Genomic DNA, 22,719 nt, shown 5'->3' on the forward strand with positions numbered 1-22,719 from the left:
TCGTTGTGCTTATTCAACAGCCTCTATTCGCGTTTTCGGTTGCGCGCCTCGGCTAACATGCGTTTTAAAGACAATCTGTAATTAATTTAATCCAGGGTATCTTAGGAAAAGTCGTGTAGACAGACTGGTACTGGCCTCCGAATGGGGTACAACTGTACCCCTTGCAGACGGTTGATAAAGCGGTTTTTGCCTCTCTTGTTGGATCAACAGCCTCTAAACGCGTTTTCGATCGGTTGCGGGCCTTGTCTTTCAGGTGGTTTAAGACAGTCTGGGGAAATAACTAAAATCTAGATTTCATTGAAAAAGTCCTTTAGACAAAGTCAGCACTGACTTTGTCTACATTCTACTATGGGGTACAACTGTACCCCCTTCTTTAGATCTCTATCATCGATAATTTGATTCTATCGGCGATAATCTATTTCTATGGCGTTATTTTCATTCTATCGACGATAATTCAGTTCTATCGACGTTAGAGCTATTTCTTACCCCCTCAACAACTCGATTCCCACCCAAATTTTCCATATAACAAATGCTCCAACAAAGGTTAGCATACTGGAGATGATTCCGATCACCGAACCTCTCCCATATAACGCTTCATATGCGCCTGAGAAAAGTACGATTAAGCTTATGATGATAGTGAATACGCCCAATGCCTTTGAAAACAAACCTGTTTTTAAAATGAGTAATCCTACTTGTATGAGCCAAATGCTCAGACAGATGCTAGAAAATACAGATATGACGAGTCCTAGTTCAATCAATGGGTGGATGGTCGTGATGGCCTCTTGGATGTTCTGATCTTTATTAACGAGGTCGTGATGGGCGGCAGCTGGTAGCAGCATGTAAAAGGTGTAGGAAAATAGATGAAGATAGGCGAATCTGGATACATTTGAGCTCATTTCCGGATATCCAGAGCGAAGTCGCGTATCAACCGCTTCAACCATCCAGAATACTAGTATCATTGCGAATGCTCCGGCCAGCAGTAATACCCAGTTCACTACAGGATAAGTCGCTAGCGAAGGCACCGTTCGCTCATACACATCCTTCCCCTCGACAGCAACTGCCTGTGAAATAACCATCACAAGAACAAGCATCAATGCAGAAATAATTGCAAAATAACCACCAAGTCGTTGGCGTACCATTTATGGATTCCCCCTTATTTTTTACTACTTTATTCCTAGAGGAATCGGAACATGTCAAGTCGAAGGCAAACAAAAAACGGCGAACCCCAAAACAGGGGTCAACCGTTATTTTCCACAACACTTCTTATATTTCTTTCCGCTTCCACATGGACAAGGGTCGTTTCTGCCTACTTTATTCTCATTTCTAATCGGGACTGGTTCCTTCATTGTATTTTGGAACTGCATCTCTTTTCCCATTGCCACGCTCTTCCATTCCCATAAATCCGGGTGTTTTACTCCCACAATTGTGTAGAAGCTGTAAGCAACTTGCTCTATATCGATTAGGGAATATTCATATTCGTATTCCATATGAGCATTGAATTCAGGGAGAGCCTCTTTTGAAAAATGGTGGCTAAGAGCTTCTATGATTGGCTCCTGCTCATCCAATTCATCCGTTTCACGATAAGCTTTTCGTAACTCCTCAAGCGCAAGATCCGTTTTAATATTCCCTAAGATTGATGCTGCATATATAGCTGATTCTGGCTCTCTTACATATGGTGCAACCTCTTTTACTACTTGATCCGATTGAAAACGAACTAATGCTGCCGAAACCACTTCCAATAAAAAGTCATCATCTCTTGTTAAGAAACTTGCAAAAAGAGGGATATGTTTTTCAAGATTTAGTAGCCCGGCCATATAGACATTCATGATACCATTTGAGGAGAACCAATCATCATTGTTTTCCTCTGACAACACAATATCAATTTCTTTCTCTGTGACCCATCCTTTTTTCACAATACACTCAGATAGTTTTTTCGCCGCTTGATAAAAGTCATATCCTCGGGACGATGATTGATCAAGTTTATTCAATATTTTTCCGTACATTGAATAAACGTCTTCCTCTGATCCATTTTCAATTGCTTCGAAAATCTCCCGGGTTTGTTTAGGAATATATTTTTCAAGTTGTTCTTTATATGTAAAAGCAAGTGAAATATCAATATTATTTAATAAATTTAGTGCTTGGCGACGCTTATCCTCGTTCATTTTTGGGATATTGTCGATTAAAATATTGAGCGCTTCTTCATTGATTGTTTGATTTTCGATATACATTAAAATGTCAGATTGCTTCGTTTCGTTTCGGAATGCTTCCTTTAGCAACTCGACCGTCCATTCCTCTGGAACGTTCGGATATTCATGAAGTGCATGCAAGACTGTTTGTTGGATTAAGATATCATCTGAAAGTAAATGTGGTTTGATTTTTTCTAAAAATGTCATGGGATTGGGTCCTTTCAATCGGTAATCTATTTCAATTAGCATTCCATCGGTTTGAATATTTCCATTATAACCATATTTCATTGAAAATAGGGTATTTTTCCAATACTGAACTTGAGCACAAGGTTAGCTATCGGCGATAATTCTATTCTATCGACGTTATTTTATTTCTATCGATAATAATATATTTCTATCGGCGTTATTTTAATTCTATCAACGAAAATTAAATTCTATCGTCGTTAACTTGATATTCACCAAAAAAAGCCATCCCACTTAGTGGAACAGCCTCCGTTCATTTTTCTATTCAAATAAAGGACTCACAGCTCTTTCATTGTGGATGCGGTCGATTGCATTAACTAGCAATTGAGCCACGGAAATGGTTGTGATTTTATCGATTTTCTTTTCTTCTGGTAATTGAATGGTATTTGTGACGACCAATTCCTGAATTGGGGAAGATTGAATTCTTTCAATTGCTGGACCGGATAAAACTGGGTGCGTACAGCATGCGTATACTCCTTTTGCCCCCATTTCCTTTAAAGCTTTTGCAGCAATGGTTATCGTTCCGGCTGTATCGATTAAGTCGTCGATAATGATAGCATTTTTCCCTTCGATATTCCCCACGATGTTCATAATTTGTGCCACATTTGGCTTCGGGCGACGTTTATCGATAAAGGCAATTGGCACATTTAGTTGACTTGCCAATTTTCTTGCACGCACAACTCCACCTTGGTCAGGCGCAACCACGACGACATCCTCAAGCCCTTTATCAGTAAAATATTGCGCAAGAAGTGGCACACCTAGCAATTGATCCACAGGAATATCAAAGAATCCTTGAATTTGTGGTGCGTGAAGGTCCATTGTTAAGACCCTGGTTGCACCCGCTGTTTCAAGTAAATTCGCAACGAGCTTCGCCGTGATTGGTTCACGGGAGCGCGCTTTACGGTCCTGACGAGCATATCCATAATACGGAATCACCACATTGATGTTTTTGGCAGAAGCCCTTTTTAGTGCATCAATCATGATTAATAATTCCATCACGTGTTCGTTTGCGGGTTGTGAAGTTGATTGAATCAAGTACACTTCACTTCCACGTACACTTTCATCTATATTAATATGAATTTCTCCATCACTAAAACGTGAAACTGAACATTTCCCCAACTCACAACCGAGTAACGATGCCATTTCCTCTGCTAGTTCTGGATTTGAATTTAAACTAAACATTTTAAAACACTCATTCAATTGGTAAGCCACTGTTCGTCCTCCATGCAAAATATAGTCTATATATAATATAACCTATCTTTACAATCTTTACATAGTGCCAAGTTACAAATTTCGACAGAAATAAATTGGAAACCCCGATTTTACCGGATTTCCACTAACCTAATGGAATTCTCCAAACCCTATTATTTTAAAGTCCATTCCTTCTTTAGAAAATATATATTGGAATTTTTTCAATTCAGGGGGGTCACTTTCAATAATTAACTCATATCGATTAAAATGGCGTCTAAAATCTATAACTTCACCCTGATCATTAAGCCCAACGTTGGGATAATGTCCTATCATCGAAAAGGAAGCTGCCATTTCTTTCACGACTGCATCTTTCGCTAGGCTGTCACGCTCTTTATTGGTAAGTTCAGGATTCGTAAGTTGATGAAGTACCTCAATCTTTTCAAGTCCAACCTTTTTTAAATAATCTTCAGGGTAAAAATAGGGAGTAAATAATTCATATGTAAAGAAAATAATAATAAAAAGGCTGGCCATCATTTCAATTGAAAGCTTATATCTCAAAGCGGACATCCACTTGTTTAGCTTTTTAACCACCCATACTATAAACATTATGATGAGAATATAAATGTTAATTTCTATCAAAAAGTGAATGAAAAGGAAATTTAGGTAGTGTTCGTTTTTTAAGAAAACAACAAGCAAAAACACACCTAGTAATGATAAAAATGATTTCTGAACGAATTCACGCATCCTATCCCCCCTTTTACTACCTATAAAAGGTATTCGATAAATAAAAAATTTATCCTTCTCTTCAAAAAAAGGAGCACCACGAGTGGCTAACGGGTTCCGTTATCTATCGCAAAAACCTAATTTACACAATAAAATGTATGTCTATTTGCACTGCAATTTGCGGTGCTTTTTGTATATAAAAATAGCTCAGCAGTTACTGAGCTATTCTATTTGTCGTCTTTCTCAATCAACTGTACTTCATTAGAAGTTACTTTATAAATGTAAGTTGTACGCATTTTTGGACCTTCTCCCCCTTTTGGTTCACAGTCCTTTTGAACTGTTATTATAAATTCTTCTGCTTGCTCTTTCACATTCGTCACATTGTTTATCGTCTCTAAATTGTTTGCACATTTGGGAACTTCCTGCAAAACCTTATTTGTAGCACTGTCTTCAGTTAATTTTTCTTCTGAACTACACCCAACAAGTATAGTTATCAATACCAATACATAAAACATCAGTCGCATTTGACAACCACTTCCTTTACAAACATAGACGAAAATTGATAATACAAAGTTTCAATGCTTATTCAAATCTTCTGCCCCTTTACTTTAAGTACACTTTTTCACAATCCTATGTTAACTTTAACATAAGTATCCAGAATATAATTAAAACACAAATAATATCCAATCAATATCCTATATTCGCCAATTATATGTATATCAATTTGTATACAAAAATGGAGGTCAAAATGTGAGATAACACTGGCTGTTGTTACCTCACAAATTGGTATGCATTTTGATACGCAAAATCCTCCCTTTAACAGCATAAAAACGCTCTATACTAACAAAAAATACCTATCAAATTATTTTACAATTTGATAGGTATTTTAGCTTACAATTTATATGTTTTCGATAGGATACGGAACCCGTTAACAAGTGGCGCCCCTCCTATTTAAAACACTATCGTTTTATTATGATCAACAATAATTCTATCCTCAAGATGCCATTTCACTCCACGGGCAAGCACGCTTCGTTCGACGGATTGACCGATTTTCTTCAATCGCGCTACATCGTCACGATGATCCACACGTGCAATGTCTTGTTCAATAATTGGGCCCTCGTCCAAATCGTTCGTTACGTAGTGAGAGGTTGCTCCGATTAATTTTACCCCGCGTGTATAAGCGCGCTCATACGGTCTTGCTCCAACAAATGCTGGCAGGAATGAGTGGTGGATGTTAATAATTTGGTTTGGAAATGCCGCAACAAAATCGGGTGTTAACACCTGCATGTATCGCGCAAGCACAATCAAATCAATATCATATTCTTTTAAAAGCTGTAATTGCTGTTCCTCAACTTGTTTTCTAATGTCCTTGTTCGCTGGAATGTAGACGAACGGAATCCCAAGATTTTCGACAACAGGTCTTGCATCTTCATGGTTACTCACGACTAGCGCAATTTCCGCCATCAAGTCACCGCTTTGCCATTCCCATAAAAGCTCGTGCAAACAATGAAGCTGCTTAGAAACAAAAATCGCCGTTCTTTTCACATCTTGAACGTCAATTAGCTTCCATTTCATTGAAAACTTTTCGGCAACTTCTAAAAATGCAGCCTCCATCCCTGACTTTTTCTCCGTTAAGGATGGGCATTCAAATTCAATTCGAAGATAAAATGTACCTTCTTGATGATGCGTAGAATACTGACTGGACTCAATGATATTGGCGTCGAATGAATATAAAAATGCAGAGATGGCCATCACGATCCCCGGTTGGTCCGGACAGCTCACCAAAAGCCTTCCGTGATTTTGGTGTTTGCTTTGAAACTCTTCCTTGTTAAAATACATGATCATTACCTCACAATAATTAATGAGGAATATTATAACAGTATCATGATGAGTTGTCTAAACAATTCGGAAACTTTTTGGGACAATGGGACAGGTCCCTTATTCATTCGCTAGTTTTTCAATAAGTAACGCAACCAACGCACTTCTAATCGGCATTTGCGAGATAAGTAAATGCTCATTTGATGCGTGAGCGCCGTCACCGACTGGTCCTAATCCATCCAAGGTTGGGGCAAATTGTGAAGCAAAGCTCCCGTCGCTACCGCCGCCACTTGCTTGGTCTTCTAAGTCAAAATCAAGGTATTCCTTCGCTATTTCCTTCGCTATTTCAAACATTTTTGTGATCTCTGGCGTCTTTTCCATAACTGGACGGTTGATGCCACCTGTAACCTCGATGGATAAGCCTTCCTTGGATGGCGTCAAGCCTTGAATCAATGGAATGATTCGATTAAATTCGGCGGTGTTTTTTACACGCAAATCCAATTCTGCCTCCGCTTCTGCAGCCACCACGTTCGACGCACTTCCGCCTTTTACTAGTCCAATATTTAATGTAGTTCCTTTTTCGAAGTCTGTTAAGCCATGCAAATAAAGGGTTTGTCGAGCAAGTTCCTCAATTGCACTAATGCCTTTTTCAGGCTCAATGCCGGAGTGTGCCGCACGTCCCTTTACATTTATCGTGAACATGCCGACACCTTTGCGAGAGGTTTTTAGCTTTCCTTTCGTAGACGCAGCCGCGGACTCCAGAACAAGCACATATTTGCTCTTTTTCGCTTCCGCTTCGATTAATTCGCGTGAGGACTCACTTCCAATCTCCTCATCTGTCGTAAACAACATGACAACCTTTGTTTTCAAAGGAACCTCAAGTGTTTTGAGTGCATGCAGTGCAAACAAACCTTGGACGATGCCGCCCTTCATATCGAAAGACCCAGGCCCGTAAAGCTTGTCACCATCAATACGGAATGGAAGTTCTTCTAGCGTGCCCTTTGGCCAAACTGTATCCATATGCGCCAAAATTAATATTTGCTCATCACCCTCGCCAAACTCACAGCGGTAATGATCCCCAAAATGCTCATTGTTAAACTTCTGAATCGAGCCACCCACATATTTTTTATAAAGATCCTGAACCTGCTCACCCACCTGGTCCACCGCTTCTTTATCATGAGACGGAGATTCCAACTCTACTAAGCCCTTCAAAACCTCCACCATTTCAGACTCTTTCTCTTTTAAAAATGCTACAACCTGCAGTTCCATTACAATGCCACCTTCTATTGGGACAGAGCTTTCCCTATCCCATCCATTTGAGACAGAGATTTCGTGTCCCTAATAATTTATATATTATAACAATATTACAACAATTGAACCCATGCTACTATTTTATAGCATGGGTTCGAAATTTCTATTGTGCAGTGGGCACTCTTTTTAAGAAGTGATCCAAGAATGTTGGCGCGTCAACTTCGGTGCATACGTGGATTTTTGGATTCCCTTCCGGTACTGGTATGGTTCTTCCATCTTCTCTTCCTTCAGAAATCACGTCAACTGCTATGTACTTCGTCTTTACTAAACTTGGGTCAATCGCTACACCTACTGCTAATGGGTCGTGGAGACCACAGCCACCGATTCCTGGGTTAGCTGACTCATAAAAGTCAAGATAAAAGCTGACCATGTCCGCGAAAAAATCGCCGACCTCTGAACCTCGCCACACATCTACTTTTTCTCTTGGCAACAAGGTTTGCATCGTCACATCTAAACCAACCAAGGTTATCGGTAAACCTGATGACAACACGATTTTAGCTGCTTCGGGATCTGTAAAAATATTCGCCTCAGCATGTGGTGTTGCATTACCAGGTACGAAGACCGCGCCACCCATAATCACTACTTCGGAAACAAATTCGACAATCTCTGGTGCCTTTTGAAGCGCGAGAGCAAGATTTGTCAACGGTCCCACAGCGATAAGGGTCACCTCATTGGGAAGATTTTTGACCTGTTCGATAATAAAATCAACTGCAGTCTGAGTTTCAGCGGATGCAGCAGGTTCAAAATCCAACACATTTCCTAGACCATCTTCTCCATGTACCTTCTTCGCAAAACCTTCACGATTTTCTCGGATTAGTGGCTTTGCCGAACCCGCAAACACCGGGATCCTTTTTCCTAACTTCTCTAAAACCGCTAGCGTATTTCGTGTCGCCTCATCAACCGCAACATTCCCGTAACTTGTCGTTAATCCTAGAATCTCAAGCTCTGGTGAGTTCACAGCATAGGCAATCGCCATCGCATCATCTATTCCTGTATCCACATCAAAAATAATTTTCTTCATCGTTTACCTCCTAAATTTTCTTGTTTCTTCAAGTGTTGGCATTGAGGCTTGAGCGCCTTTTTTGGTTACGGCCAACGCGCCGACTGCATTTGCAAATTCAGTGGCTTCTTGCAGTTTTTGACCGCTCACGAGTGCTGTAGCGAGCGCCCCAGCAAATGCATCACCCGCTGCCGTCGTATCAGCCACTGTCACAGTGTGTGGGTTGACAAAGAAGGTTTCGTTTGCCCGCAACACGACGACTCCTTTCCCACCAAGCTTTGCAAATACCGTATCGACACCTTTTTTCAATAGTTTTGTCCCAGCCGTTTTTGCAGATTCCGCATCTGAAATTTTCGCGTCGGCCACAATTCCTAACTCACTCTCATTCGGGACGAGATAGGTCACTTTTTTATAAAGCTCATCAGGAAGTGTTCGTGCAGGTGCAGGGTCGAGCATAACTGGAACTTTGTATGTATGAGCAATATTCGCAACTTCAATGACTGTTTCAAGAGGAATCTCGAGCTGTAGCATGACAAGCTTTGCCTGGCGAATGATTTCCTCATGTTTTCTTACATATTCAGGTGTCACATGGTCGTTGGCACCAGGTGAAACAATAATGCTGTTTTCTCCATCTTCATTCACACTAATAACAGCCACGCCGGACGAAACGTCGGGAATTTTTTCAATAGTAGAAGTGTCCACACCGACTTCGTTCAGTCCTTTTAAAAGCTGCTCGCCAAAAATGTCCTCTCCGACGCAGCCGAGCATAGTAACTGAAGCTCCAAGTTTCGCAGCTGCATACGCTTGGTTACCGCCTTTTCCACCATTCCCCGTAAAAAAGCCATGGCCGAGAACCGTTTCTCCCCATTCGGGCCGCTGCTTCACATTCACCACCATATCCACATTCAAGCTACCTACAACCACAATATCTGCAGCCATCTGACTTCCCCCAATCTTTGAAAAAACAAGATATTACTAAAGTTTATTATAGACAAACTTAGAAACAGTGGCAAAACTGGTGAGCGGTATTTAGATGAGGGGGTATAAAAGATTGACTTTAACTGTGGAAGTTGCTTTTGGATCAATTTTGCGGCGGTTTCGTTCGGGGATTTGCATCTTCTCCCGTTAGCCCAAGCTTAGCCCCATCCCATAATCAATCCATCAAAAAAACAGGGGACTCTCCCCTGCCTTTTTTTACTCCCTTTCAAAATCCAACACGACCGCGGTTGCGGCACCTAAGGATTGAGAATAAGGTTCATTATTAAAATATATTTGTGTTTTGGAATACGGAATTTTGAGAGCATTTTGCTCAAGATGACTCAATAATGATTCTTGAAAAGCACGATATTCATTATAGGGACTATCAATTACAATTGTACCCGGATTGAGCAAATGGATAATATTGATCAGGGAGGTTGCTAAATATATTCCATACTTTTTCATTTGTTGCTTAAGAAGTTGTTCTCTACCATCGGGTAACTCCTCAACCTCCATTTGTTCTAGCCACTCCAGGAAAGCTTTTCGGCTTATCATTTTCTCTAAGCAACCACGTTGACCACAGCCACATAATGGTCCGTTTGGATCCACGGAAATATGGCCAATTTCCCCAGAGGTCCAGCTGTCGCCATTCCAAATCTGACCCTCTGCCGTAAAAGCTCCGCCTATTCCATCGCCGATCCGAATATAAAACGAGCTGCTGGTACAGGATTCATCCATCATTCCTGCTGAGCACAGGGAAGCCAAATTAACATTATTTTGTATAATAATGGGCACTGGTATTGATTTTTCCAGCTGTTCACTGACATGGATATTCTTCCAACCCAGATTTGTAGAATGGTACACAATACCTTCACTCGCATTCACAATTCCAGGAATTCCAATGCCAACGCCGATAACTTCTGGATGTTCGCCCAGCAGGCTCTCAACTATTTTTCGAATCTCCCCACATACCTTTCCACAGTCTTTTCCGTCTACCTCACAAAACCCGCTTATGACAGGTTGCAAATAAAAATCAGTCACCATATATTCAATACCGTCATGATGAATGGCAATCCCAATCGCTTTGAAGGCATTTTGATTCAATTCAATCACGATCTTGGGACGGCCAGCCTTATTTACATCTTTAACTCCGACTTCTTTGATAACGCCATCTTTCACATATTGGTCAACAATCAAGGAAATGGTATTTTTGCTAACCCCCATCGCTTTCGCCAAATCTTTTCTAGAGGTTTGCTTATATTGGCGCAAAAGGGATAAAACCTTTTTCTGATTTTGTTCTCGTAAAACCCCAGGGCCTCTTGTTTTCATTCTCTGTCCTCATCTCTCTATCCACTAACATATCAATATTATACCAATTGCCCCTACTAGAGTAACGGGATACATTCTTATAACTTCTTAATCTTATGTTTGAAACGAGAAGTAAATTGGTTGTTCCATTCGTCGCCACCAGTAGCGTTCCCGCTTTTCCAAATCGGCGGCTGAATTCCTTGTTCAACTAGTTTAGCCGTAGCTTCCATGGAAATGGAATTGACAATATAGGCATTAACAAATGTTGAGACGGCTCCCACTTTTTGATCCAGATTTTCAATTTCAATCACAGCGTCCCCGACTTTGACTTTTGAATCAATGGCAAGGTCGACAACATCGTGCAGATTTTGTTTGGATGGATGTCTTGCAGGGTGATCCTTTGGTGTGTCTAGCGCATGCTGTTTTGAGGATATGCCAATCGTTTTTACTCCTAGTCGCTTGGCTTCCAAAGCTGCATCGATTGTAGCTGCATTTATCCCGTATGCATTAATAATGATTAATAAATCACCAGATTGTAATCCATAATCATCTAACACGATCTTCCCGTATCCAGGTCTTCGTTCAATCGCCATCGACCTTAGTGCGCCTCCACTTAATAAGGTCCCTTCATCTAAAATGGCACTGACATGCATCAGCCCCCCCGCACGAAAAAAGAGCTCCTGGGATGCTAGATTTGAGTGTCCACCTGGCCCGTATGCATAGACAATTTTATCCTCTTTAATCTGATTTGCTACTATTTCTGCGGCTTTCATGATATTTTCTGATTCCGTTTCAATCACTTGATCCATATATGTTTTCACTTTTTCATAGTATTCCAGTGCATACTTCATTCCTTATCACCCCTATACAAAACGTTCCCAGCCTTGATTGTTTCGGTCACTTCCATACCCTTTTTATATAAAATAAGATCGGCGGGAGCCCCTACTTTAAGACCATGCTCCAGCCCCATGATTTTTGCAGGTAAAACGGAGGCCTTTTCAATCGCTGTAGGTAAATCCGTGACCCCCATCTCAACGATTCGGTTTACACCCCAAAGGATACTTTGAGCTGAGCCAGCAAGTAGTCGTGGCTCCCCTCTCAAATGAAGCCGTCCTTCTTCTGTTAATGTCACTTCTCCACCAACAGCAGCCGTATAATCCCCTGCTGGCAAGCCTGCTAATGCCACACTATCACTGATGATGACCATTTTTTCCTTCTTCACTTTTTCAATCACTTTTAACACGGAAGTTGGAAGGTGAAATCCGTCTGCAATCACAGTTGCAGCTAACTCATCCTCTGCCAACTGGTCCCATATATAGTTCGGATGTCTTGGAAGCATGACATGTGCCCCGTTGCCTAAATGAGTTGACATTTTCGCACCTGCTTTAACCGCATTTTGAATCTGCTCTGAGTTGGCATTTGTATGTCCAATTGAAACAAGGATTCCTGATTCAGATGCTAGTTTGATAAACGCCTCCGCATGTTCCCATTCTGGCGATAATGTCACGATTTTGATTAAACCAGATTCATTTAATCTCTTAAAAAACTCCCAATCAGGAGCTTGAATATATTCCCGGTTGTGAGCCCCCCGCGGTCCATCTTCGACTGATAAAAATGGACCTTCTAAATGAATACCGGCAACCATCTGCCGTGCAAGCTCATTTTTTGAAACGGCATTTGAAATTTCTCCAACCAGTTTCAACATATTATCAGAGGAATTCGTGATGACTGTTGGATAAAATGACGTCACACCTTGTTCTAATAAACTCAAACAAACCTTTTCAATATCGGATTCAGTTAGATCAAGAGAATTAAAATCAATCCCCATATATCCATTTACTTGTAAATCAACAAATCCGGGTGCAATGTAGGTTTTATTTTTCACATCAGTATGTTCAATCGATTCAATGATTCCATCTCTTATCTCAATCCGTATCCCGGTATCATTTTTATAATGAATTCCTTCAACAGTAACCATCCTATTCATCTCCAAATGAGTCTTGATCGACATAAAGATATGCATGCTCATGTGTTCGTAAAATGGAGGCAGGGCACTCTGTGCTAATTGGACCATTTAACGTTTGATAGATTGCTTGTCGTTTCGTGCTTCCTGGAACAATGCAATACATCGATTTCCCAGATAAAAGAGTTGGAATGGTTAGCGTCCACGCATGCGAAGGAACCTCTTCCAATGAAGCGAAGCAGCCGTCGTTTACTTGCTGTTGCCTGCACATGGCATCGAGTTCTACCTTTTTGATTACCTTTTGATCATGAAAATCCGCAACAGGTGGATCGTTAAATGCGATATGGCCATTTTCACCAATGCCAAGACAAACGATATCAATTGGCTGCTCTTCTAGAAGCTTCGAATAGCGCTCTAGCTCATTTTCATTTGAGCTATCAATGAGGTGAACCTCTTTGAATGGAACTTTATGAAACAATCTTTCTTTTAAAAAGTTCTGAAACAGCTGAGGTGCTTCCTTATCAAGTCCGACATACTCATCCATGTGAAAAGCAATAATCTGATTCCAATGAATTCGGTCGTCACTGATCAAATGTTGTAAAAACTCATTTTGTGATGGAGCAGCAGCAAACACCATGCGGATTTCTTCTTGCTCTTGTTGAAGCTTTACAATTTGATTGGCCACATCACGTGCTGCATATTCACCCATTTCATTCCGTGTTTCAAAAACGTAGTATGCGAGTTTATCTTTATGTCCACTTCTTTTTACAGTCATTTTCCATTCACCTTCTAGTATGTTTTCTATTGCGTTCTGGATTTCTTTTTCCGTTTTTATGTGAAAAGGCGCCGGTAAGCCAAAGTAATAAATGAATTCCTCGGCTTCATACCCGCCTTCCATTAGCTGAATTTGGGTTGGAATATATCCAATCATTCCATTGCTATAACCGAGAGCTAAGACTCGCGGGTTCAGGCTTTTTATATACTCACCATACCCTTGAACCATTTCACCATTAAAAAAGATAAAATGAAGCTCGGGACTAATTTTAAAATATTGAATTTCCAACAAAGTTTCGCTCTTCCTGCTATGTTTTTTCCAAATCTCGAGTACCTCGGGGTCAATATCTTCATTTTCGATATAGTTTTCCTGAAAATATAAGGGTAATTTGATGCTTTTACTCTGTAGCTGGTGACAAACGATGGTTTCTTCGTCACCTCCAGATAAAATATCCATAGCAAGCTGGTTACCAATCGTCTCCATGTCATGAAGGCTCCCCCGATAAAATTCATCTTCCTTAATTAAAGCCGGTCTAACATCACCACAGCACCCCTGTAAAAAACCTATTACCGCATGAGGATACGTCTTTTTTAACAACGAACAACAAACTCCCGTGTATTCAGCTGAAACAACATTTGCATCCGTCGATGTCGGATGGCAGGAAAAATGAATAAGCATTGCATTCGTTTCTTTCTTTTCGTTTTTAAACGTGATAATCGTAACCTCTTTGTTTATCGGAACACTCGGATTAGGTCTCATCAGGATTTTATTTTCATGCTTTAATCTGCGGTAAACACCAATCTCACTTGTTGTTTGTCTTCGTGCGATAGTCACCTGCTCTTTATTGGCGATTGCGTATTCAACGCTTTTGACTATTTTTGCTTCCAATGAATCTAAAAAGCTTGGTTCTGCTTCACCTAAAAGGCTTGTAAAGGCATCACTTGTTTGAGGTCCAGAATGATTATGGGTGGCATGAAAACAAATGGCTTGCGGTCTTAGAGAATACTCATCCGCCAACCTTTTTCTCCATTTCTGAACAAACCTGTCATCCCACCAAATGACATCTCCAACCATCAGCAAAAATGCATGATTCTCTTTTTCAAAATAATAAGCTTTAAGAAAAAGCGGAGAATGAACCTCCAAAGCATTCCCTTCCCGATGTGCAAATCCCGCCAACGGGATAGGGAGCTCAGGGGTAATATCGATTTCGTAGGTACCAAGCAGTAAACTCATGATTCATTCTCCTCTATTAAAATAGCTTCAGAATTAAAATAAAGTTTCGCAGGATATGAAACGGATCTTTGACCGGTAATGCTACAACCTTTTGTAACGGTCTTCCCTGTCTATCCCTAATTTGAATCCACTCTCCGATTTCCTTGTTCGGGTTTGGAAAGGTGGTGAAACTATATTCAAAAAACGTTTTATACCATTCTAAAAAGCGTTCTTCCTTCGTTTTTTTATAGAGTAATAGTAAGGTGTAGAGTGCTTCAGAATGTGGCCACCAAAGCTTTGTATCCCATGTATCAAGAATCAACTTTTCATACGGATCGTCGATTCGCCTTCCTTGTGGCTCTGCACCATTTTTATCAACAAACCGAAGCAGCCCTCCGTGTTCCTCATCCCATCCTAAATGAATCGCCTGCAGTGTGACTTTTGATAAGAGCTGTAGGACCTTTTCATCCCTCTCATGGAGACTATGAACATGAAACCAAATCGATTCCAAAGCATGACCCGGATTAACATGGTTCGCAAGTAAAGTATCTTCATTACTAGCATCCTCAGGTTTCAGTTCGATAATTCTGCCATCCTCTAAAATGAATTCCTGCATGATTTTTTTACTGATGGATTTCGCCTTTTTCTGGATTGGTTTTGAAAATTTTTCGGCTGTCTCCTCCACCTCTTGTGCCACATTTAACATGATCATCTGAATCGAATGTGAGGAGTAACCAACCGGAATTGGATAAGGCTCTGTTCTAAAATGGCCTTCCTCAATTCGTTGATGAATTGATTCATAGACCTGATAGGCTTGATCAAATGCACCTTCATTTTTAAAGACATCTGCATATTTATTTACACCTATGACAAAAAAGCAATCGGCAAACACACTAATGTCTTCCTGAACCGGTTTTCCATCATCAGTTACGGTATACAGAACATGGTTATTTTCCATAACAGTGTGGTTCACTAAGAACAGATACGTTTTATCCGCCATCTTCTTTAAACGATTTTTACTTAAAGCAATCTTCCCTTGCTCCGCTAACCGATAAAGCTCCGCACATAACCAAAGGAAACGCCCCTGTGACCATGTGTATTTATCCTTGCTTACTAACGTACTTCCATCATTGGAGAAGCAGGTAAAAACGCCACCTGCTTCTTCATCAAACGCCTTTTCCCAAAACGGCCAAAAGTTTTCTTCGATTTCTTTTTGATAAAAACTTACTAGTTTTTGAGTATCCATGACGTATCTCCTTTAATCAAATACGCCTTGGCGTATTTGCGCCCAGATTTTTTAGGCCCACACGAGGTGGGTCATAAAGACGTTGCCACAGGAAGTGGCGTTCTTAGTCTTTAATCCTATGCTCGAAAAGTTCCCTTTGAAAATCTGTGGCATCCGCCGGAGGCTTAACTTTATTCGGACTGATTTGAACCCAAATAAATTTGTTTCACTAATTGCATTAATCTCCACTTTTAAAGTAGGTGACCTCGGCTGAATAAAGTTAAAGCGATGGTGTAATGTTCTTCGTATCTTTTGCTAACTCTTCATCAGATTTGCTAATTGCTGCTAACATTTCTTCAATTTCTGGCTTAACTGGTTTATTTTTATTGAGTAATCCAAGACCAATGAATACTAAACCAGATGTAAAGATTGGAGCTCCAAGTTCCACATATAGCGCCCAATCGACTCCGTATTTTGTTAAGACAAACATCGCTAATCCTGCAAGAATAGAGGAGATCGCCGCTTTGGAATCACTGTATTTAAAGGCAGGTAGTAATCCTAACAGCATTGGAATTGAAACTGGTCCGACTAACGCCGCAAACCAAGAAATCAATAGTCCTAAAACTCCACCAAAATTATCTGAGAAAATCCCGATAATAAGTGTTAAGAAAGTGAACGTAAAGGTAACAATCCTTGCAATTTTTAAGGATTTCTTTTGATCAAGTCCTTTAAATTTGCCTGACATCACAGGGAGGATATCCCTTGTAATAACGGCTGAAATCGTATTTGCATCTGAAGAAGTCATTGACATGGTTGCGGCAAATAGGGAAGCCAGCACAAGACCGATCAATCCTGCTGGTAAAAGCTCCTGCGTGAGTAAGGCATATGATTGTGTAGGATCTTCTAGATTCGGTAAAATAAGCGGTGCCGCCCACATTGGGAAGAATAAGATTAACGGCCATACGAGATAAAGGCTTCCTGAAAAAAGTGCAGATTTCTTCGCTTCCTTCCCTGACGGTGACGCAATATATCGTGCTGCAAGGTTCCAAGTTCCGCCGTTATAGCTAAAGAACACAATGAACACGAAAACTAACACATAGCCTAGCGTGTATGGTTCGTTGAATGGCTGGCTATTGGCTGGTGGGAGTTTATCCCAGATTCCTGTAATCGAACTCACTCCACCCATTTGGTTTAATACAACAACGAACATTACAAGTCCCGCAACAATTTGGACAATAAACTGCGCAAAGTCCGTCCAGAGATCGGCCCAAATTCCACCAACTGTAATATAAATTAACGAAACAATTCCTGATAATAAAATTCCATATACAATTGGTATTCCAGTAAACACATTTAGTAAGAGACCGATTGCTGCCCATTTCGCACCAACATCGAATAGTTTTACGAGTACACCACTCCAAGCCACTAGCTGTTGAGTCGGTACATTATAACGCATGGCTAAATACTCCGTCGGTGATTCAATATCAAGCTTCGTTCTTAGTTTTGACCATCTCGGCGCCATGATGTAAGCGCCTACAATCACTGAAACAACAATCGGTATTGCCCACCATACATACAAACTAAAACCATGTGTATACGCTAAACCAGCGTACGCCACAAACACCGCGCCACTGTATCCCCCAACATGGTGGGAAATCCCGCCTAGCCACCAAGGCAACTTCCCCCCTGCAACGAAGAAATCCTTCGATCCCTGTACTTTATTAAACGACCAAAACCCAATCACAATCATAAGTAAGAAAAAAGCAATAATGACTCCCCAATCTAAACCACTCATGTTTCTCCCCCTTTAAATTTAACTCCCATCAAACCCCTTGTTGATTGTTGGCAAAACTTGTTTAATCTCCTGGTTTTAGTCACCCCCTTCAATTAATCCTAATATATGACTAATTATTTTATAAAATACCACAATCGGTTTTATTTGTAAAATAAATTTAGAAAATTTCGCATAGTTTTTTTAGCTGTTGCCTCTTTCACGGTATTGCGGCTCGGTCCATAGTTTTGCATCTAAATTCCAGGATTTGCTTCATCTCACACATTTTTGCGTCTTTGGACCTATTTTACGTCTTCTCGCAGATATTTGCGTCTCCACTCACATTTTTGCATCTTCTCTCCTCATTTCGACAAGCTCCAACCACGATTAGACATTTTTTCACCAAACTTTGTAACTTTTTCTCTTCTCAAACGTCTAATACTTGTGTACTATTAATTCAACTAGTAATCTACGAAAAGGTGTTGATAAATATGAGTCGAGTTAACCGCCATTCGAAAAAGAATACAAAACGGAAATGGCCAAAAGTTGTTGGAACAATCGCTCTTGTTTTATTGTTAGCTATCGGTGGATACGCCGTTTATTTATATCAATCTGTTGCAAGTACAGTTGGGAAAATGCACAGCGACCGTGGTCCATCTGACAAACGTACAGAAGAAATTGATATCTCGAAAGCAGATCCGATTTCGATCCTGCTCATGGGGGTTGATGAACGCTCGGGCGACAAGGGACGTACCGATTCGTTAATTGTTGTTACCGTTAATCCAAAAACGAATTCCATGCAAATGCTAAGCATTCCGCGTGATACTCGTGTTGAAATTGTCGGAAGGGGTAAACAGGATAAAATCAACCACGCATACGCATTTGGTGGTGTGGATATGACGATTGACACAGTTGAGAACTTTTTAGATATACCAATCGACTATTATGTAAAAGTGAACATGGAAGGCCTGCAGCAAATCGTTGATGCGCTTGGTGGCGTCCAGGTGAACAGTACACTCGCATTCTCTTATGATGGTGCCTCATTCACGGAAGGCCCGCAGACCTTAAACGGCGAGCAAGCTCTTAAATATGCGCGGATGCGTTATGACGACCCTCGTGGTGACTTTGGTCGACAGGACCGTCAAAAGCAGGTTATCCAAGGAATTATCGATAAAGGGGCAAACTTCTCTTCTGTCACAAAAATTGATGACATTCTTGGTGCACTTGGCACGAACGTAAAAACCGATATTTCCTTTGATGAAATGAAAACTATCCAATCGAAGTATAAGAATGCTCGTCATAACATCGACCAATACAGCATCGACGGTGTTGGGCAAACCCTTGACGCGTGGTACTGGATTGTCTCTGAAGAAGAACGACAAGCCGTCTCATCACGCTTGAAACAACATTTGGAAATTAAATAAATTACTGAGAGCAACCGGTCACGTTCCGGTTGCTTTTTTACGCCTTACATATTTTCCTCCTTTTTCCACATACTAAGTGGACGACGGACCTGTGTCCCAAAGGAGGTTCTTACGTTGAAACTTAAAATTTTATTATGCATAGCGTTATTCTTTCTATTCATTTCGCCAGCGAGTGCTGCGGAGAAGTCGCCATTTTTTGGAGTAAGTGCGACGGTGGTACAGGTGGAGGATGGTACATTTGAAGTAAAAACGAAGGGCGAAGAGGAAAACGAGGGATTTGTTTTTTCACCAAAAGGGGTTAAGGGTGGCGAAACGATTGTGTTCGAGGTTCAGGTGAAGGGCAATACCGCGGTCTATTTACTTGTCGATGAGACTGATGCACGCGGAACTTTTTTAGCGGAGAGTGTATCCGCAGTGATAGGCTTGCATGATCCGTGGCGAACCATTCAACTTGAGGTTGAGCTTCAGGATACTACTTCGCAAATCGATGCAATGGTGCTTACTAACCAGAAAGAGAAAACCACATTCATGTTCCGAAATGTAAAAATGAGTGTAAAAAAATAAGGATGCCCGCGCGTAGGCATCCTTTTTCTATCTTAATAACATCTCGACTTTTTTTCTAATCCCATGAGGCAACGGCTGGTTCAAAGCACGTGCTAGCAACCACGGATGCTTCACGCCATCCTTTTTAAAATGTTCTTCGAGCAGTGTTTCCTTATCCTGTCTGTTTGGAATGAGCATGTATAGAACATACCAATCCTCAAGTGAACTTAAAGGAATTCCCTCAACACTCCCGACCACCGAGTTTTCATCAAATGGCAACCGATAAACCCCTTCTTGATGTTCAATTGCAAATCCTCCCATGCTATCGACATTAAACCCTCTAACGCGGAATTTCGCAAAATATCTCGTTTTAAAAGGGCGTAAAGCGTTTGCCTCAATCGGTGTTCCAAGCACCTCAAGTTTCTTATTGAACCATAAAGCATCCTCTTCATCCACCAACAAATCAATATCATTTGGATGCTGAACAAGTCCGTGAAAGCTTAGTAATAGCGACCCGCCAACACCCCAAACGATTTTTCGCTCGCCAATAGCAGCCACAATCTCCTTTAATGTTTCAATCACAATGATTCCTCCAAAAAGAAAGACTTGAGATTATCTCCCAAGTCTTACTCTACCTTTTTTGAAATTTCATCTAGCTTTGCTTCCATCCGTTTGACACGTTTTGAAAAACGTATCACATAGATGAGTACTGCAACAAAACTTAGTGGAACGAGAAATGCAAATAACTGAAAAAGAATGTCTCCGATATTTACCATGCAGGATCTTCTCCTCTCCGGGACAAGGGACCTGTCCCCATGACCCACAAATTACTTCAACTTGAATTGTTGGATTAAGGTGTTGAGTTCGCCAGCATTTTCTTCGAGCTGTTTCGCGCTTTTTGAAACTTCGTCCATTGAACTGCTCGATTGTTGGGCAGTTGCAGATACTTGCTCGACACCCGCTGCCGATTCTTCCGCCACAGCTGCAATCCCTTCGATAGCTCCGCTGATTTCTCTTGTATCATCAAGTATACCGTAGAGCGAGCTAGACATGGACTCAAACTGGGTACTAATATCGTCGATCTTACGTTTTAAATCATTAAATGTTTCGCCAGTTGTCTGGATTTGTGAGGTACCTTCTTCAACAGATTGGTAGCCATCATCTAATGATTGAACGACTTGCTTCGATTCCGTTTGAATATCTTTTACAATCACCGTTATTTCAGCAACGGATTTACCAACCTGTTCAGCAAGCTTACGAACCTCATCCGCGACTACTGCGAAACCTTTTCCGTGTTCACCTGCTCTTGCTGCCTCAATCGCTGCGTTCAATGCTAAAAGATTTGTTTGTCCTGCGATTTCCTGAATCACATTCACAAGCTTTGTGATTTCATTCGTTTTGTTATCTAGCCCAACTACCATCGCGTGGGACTGCTTCATTTTTTCATGGATGCTGTTCATCTGTTGAATCGATGTTTCCATATAGGCGCTGCCATCGTTGGTCAGAGTTAACATTCCCTGAGATTGTTCCTTAATGTCCTCACCATTGACCGCAACTTGCATGATCTCCTGCGAGAAATTGGACATTTTCTCAATTAAAAGGGTCGATGATGATGCCTGCTCCTCAGCACCGCGTGAGAGCTCTTCCATCGTGACCGCAATTTGCTGACTACCAGCCATGACCTCATCCGCATACTGGGTCAATTCCTCACTTTGACCGGTCACATGGTCTGAAACAACAGACATTTGCTTGACCATACCTCTTAAATTCTCATTCATATCATTAACTGCTGTTACCAACTGGCCAATTTCGTCTTTTAGCTTCGTTTTAATAGGCTCAGCGTGAAGCTCACCATTCGAAATCGCCTTCATCCGGTTTGCTACATTTTTCACTGGTCTTGCAATCACTACAGATGTGTAAATGGAAATAATCGTTCCTAAAATAATCGCAATTGCAGCCACCACGAGTCCAGCGATATTCGTACTCTCACCGTAGCTCACAACGTCCTTACCGGTTGAGTCAATTTGTCGTTCCCGTTCTTTTGATAGCTGTTCAACTTGATCCATCAAGCCCCTAGCTGCCGGCTGTATGTATGTTTGTAGATTATGCTTCGCAAGATCTATATTGCCGTTATCATAAGGAATGAACACCTTTTCATTTATTAAATCACGCCATTTTTTCGTCTCGCGTAAAATGCCCTCAACCTCTTTAATCTTCATCGCGCCTAACTTTCGATCCGTTAAATCAAATTCCACGGAATAGATGTCATAATCATCTCTATAGGAAGATTCCCCATACAAAACATATCCACGAGCCAACGCAATACTCTGAGCAATATTATATTTTAAACTATCATATTGTAGTAAAACCGTAAGTTCCTCGGATACCATGTCGTCCGTCTTTTGATTCATAGTAGACACAGAAAAATAATTATATGCCGCTAAGCCTATACAAAGGATAATGATGGCAAAAAAGCTAACAAATAACCGCGTACGAATACTTTTCATCTAAAGTACCTCTTTCTTGTTGAATAGTAATAGATCAGGCAAAAAATAAAGCCAATTCTGCTAGATTGGCTCACACGCTTCATATATTTTGTTGCATAGACCCTATGCTCCAGAGTCCTGTTTTTTCAGAGTGTTTGCCCTTTTCTACAAATATATGATTTTCTACCTATTAGTATATAAGTTTTCGCACATTTCAACAATACTCGACACCACAATTCCCACTACTTTTTTACTATTAAATCTAGCAACAACTTCAAAAAATCTTCCCTATTAACTGGTAACACCTCTGGCAACTCAACACCAGTTTTCACTAGAATTCCTCCTTTTGAACCACGGACGGTTCCTCTGGTTCCTATTTTTAAACGTTCTATCACTAGTAATCTAGTATTGCCATAATTTTGATAGATATACATGTTTACTAGAAAAAGTTTTGATAGATTTGAGGAAGGAATTTGCTAAGAACAGTAAACTCGAATTAAAAACAGTGTTTGGAGATTATCAACAGTAAAGTCCATGTTAACGACAGTGTATTTAAATTAAG

20 protein-coding genes are annotated in these 22,719 nt (G+C 40.7%); 2 read left to right on the forward strand and 18 right to left on the reverse strand.

Features of this window, described 5'->3' with window-relative positions; all coding sequences use genetic code 11:
* Positions 1-482: 482 nt before the first annotated feature.
* The 15 genes from RGU12_RS21675 to RGU12_RS21745 all read right to left on the reverse strand — a co-directional run bounded on the left by RGU12_RS21675 (position 483) and on the right by RGU12_RS21745 (position 17,728).
* Positions 483-1,139, reverse strand: coding sequence for a hypothetical protein (locus RGU12_RS21675; protein ID WP_309537919.1), 657 nt, complete (start codon positions 1,137-1,139; stop codon positions 483-485).
* Between the two features lie 105 nt (positions 1,140-1,244).
* Positions 1,245-2,393, reverse strand: a complete 1,149-nt coding sequence (locus tag RGU12_RS21680; RefSeq protein WP_309537920.1) for an SEC-C metal-binding domain-containing protein — start codon at positions 2,391-2,393, stop codon at positions 1,245-1,247.
* Between the two features lie 297 nt (positions 2,394-2,690).
* Positions 2,691-3,611, reverse strand: coding sequence for a ribose-phosphate diphosphokinase (locus tag RGU12_RS21685; RefSeq protein ID WP_309538310.1), 921 nt, complete (start codon positions 3,609-3,611; stop codon positions 2,691-2,693).
* Between the two features lie 159 nt (positions 3,612-3,770).
* On the reverse strand, positions 3,771-4,364 hold the full coding sequence (locus RGU12_RS21690; protein ID WP_309537921.1) for a hypothetical protein: 594 nt from the start codon (positions 4,362-4,364) through the stop codon (positions 3,771-3,773).
* A 206-nt stretch (positions 4,365-4,570) separates the two neighbouring features.
* On the reverse strand, positions 4,571-4,867 hold the full coding sequence (locus tag RGU12_RS21695; RefSeq protein ID WP_309537922.1) for a hypothetical protein: 297 nt from the start codon (positions 4,865-4,867) through the stop codon (positions 4,571-4,573).
* 427 nt (positions 4,868-5,294) lie between these two features.
* Positions 5,295-6,182, reverse strand: a complete 888-nt coding sequence (gene purU, locus RGU12_RS21700) for a formyltetrahydrofolate deformylase (protein WP_309537923.1) — start codon at positions 6,180-6,182, stop codon at positions 5,295-5,297.
* A gap of 99 nt (positions 6,183-6,281) precedes the next feature.
* On the reverse strand, positions 6,282-7,430 hold the full coding sequence (locus tag RGU12_RS21705; protein WP_309537924.1) for a M20 family metallopeptidase: 1,149 nt from the start codon (positions 7,428-7,430) through the stop codon (positions 6,282-6,284).
* A gap of 145 nt (positions 7,431-7,575) precedes the next feature.
* A complete protein-coding gene (locus tag RGU12_RS21710; protein ID WP_309537925.1) occupies positions 7,576-8,493 on the reverse strand; it encodes a nucleoside hydrolase in 918 nt (305 codons plus the stop codon).
* 3 nt (positions 8,494-8,496) lie between these two features.
* Entirely contained in the window at positions 8,497-9,411 is a 915-nt protein-coding gene (gene rbsK, locus RGU12_RS21715; protein WP_309537926.1) for a ribokinase, read from the reverse strand.
* A 255-nt stretch (positions 9,412-9,666) separates the two neighbouring features.
* Positions 9,667-10,779, reverse strand: a complete 1,113-nt coding sequence (locus RGU12_RS21720) for an ROK family protein (RefSeq protein WP_309537927.1) — start codon at positions 10,777-10,779, stop codon at positions 9,667-9,669.
* A gap of 77 nt (positions 10,780-10,856) precedes the next feature.
* Positions 10,857-11,609, reverse strand: coding sequence for a sugar isomerase domain-containing protein (locus tag RGU12_RS21725; protein ID WP_309537928.1), 753 nt, complete (start codon positions 11,607-11,609; stop codon positions 10,857-10,859).
* Positions 11,606-12,736: an N-acetylglucosamine-6-phosphate deacetylase gene (nagA, locus tag RGU12_RS21730; RefSeq protein WP_309537929.1), complete on the reverse strand. Its 1,131-nt coding sequence runs from the start codon at positions 12,734-12,736 to the stop codon at positions 11,606-11,608. The genes RGU12_RS21725 and nagA overlap by 4 nt, the downstream gene beginning before the upstream one ends.
* A 1-nt stretch (position 12,737) precedes the next feature.
* Entirely contained in the window at positions 12,738-14,729 is a 1,992-nt protein-coding gene (locus RGU12_RS21735) for a glucosamine-6-phosphate deaminase (protein ID WP_309537930.1), read from the reverse strand.
* Positions 14,730-14,745: 16 nt separating this feature from the next.
* Positions 14,746-15,954, reverse strand: a complete 1,209-nt coding sequence (locus RGU12_RS21740; RefSeq protein WP_309537931.1) for an AGE family epimerase/isomerase — start codon at positions 15,952-15,954, stop codon at positions 14,746-14,748.
* A 259-nt stretch (positions 15,955-16,213) separates the two neighbouring features.
* Positions 16,214-17,728 (reverse strand): sodium:solute symporter family protein, encoded by a 1,515-nt coding sequence (locus tag RGU12_RS21745; protein ID WP_309537932.1) that lies wholly within the window; start codon positions 17,726-17,728, stop codon positions 16,214-16,216.
* Between the two features lie 467 nt (positions 17,729-18,195).
* On the opposite strand from RGU12_RS21745, the gene RGU12_RS21750 reads away from it, so the two are divergent.
* Entirely contained in the window at positions 18,196-19,128 is a 933-nt protein-coding gene (locus RGU12_RS21750) for an LCP family glycopolymer transferase (protein ID WP_309537933.1), read from the forward strand.
* A 114-nt stretch (positions 19,129-19,242) separates the two neighbouring features.
* On the forward strand, positions 19,243-19,692 hold the full coding sequence (locus RGU12_RS21755) for a hypothetical protein (protein WP_309537934.1): 450 nt from the start codon (positions 19,243-19,245) through the stop codon (positions 19,690-19,692).
* Between the two features lie 27 nt (positions 19,693-19,719).
* On the opposite strand, the gene RGU12_RS21760 is transcribed toward RGU12_RS21755, so the two are convergent.
* From RGU12_RS21760 to RGU12_RS21770, 3 genes are read right to left on the reverse strand one after another with little or no spacing between them, the layout of a single operon-like run.
* Complete coding sequence (locus RGU12_RS21760; protein ID WP_309537935.1) at positions 19,720-20,253, reverse strand: nucleotidyltransferase family protein; 534 nt, start codon at positions 20,251-20,253, stop codon at positions 19,720-19,722.
* A 44-nt stretch (positions 20,254-20,297) separates the two neighbouring features.
* On the reverse strand, positions 20,298-20,447 hold the full coding sequence (locus RGU12_RS21765) for a hypothetical protein (protein ID WP_309537936.1): 150 nt from the start codon (positions 20,445-20,447) through the stop codon (positions 20,298-20,300).
* 51 nt (positions 20,448-20,498) lie between these two features.
* The gene (locus RGU12_RS21770; protein WP_309537937.1) at positions 20,499-22,178 is read right to left on the reverse strand and encodes a methyl-accepting chemotaxis protein; all 1,680 of its coding nucleotides are present in this window, start codon (positions 22,176-22,178) and stop codon (positions 20,499-20,501) included.
* Between the last annotated feature and the right edge of the window lie 541 nt (positions 22,179-22,719).

Source organism: Ferdinandcohnia sp. QZ13 (genome assembly GCF_031324165.1).
GTDB lineage: Bacteria > Bacillota > Bacilli > Bacillales > Bacillaceae_L > Ferdinandcohnia.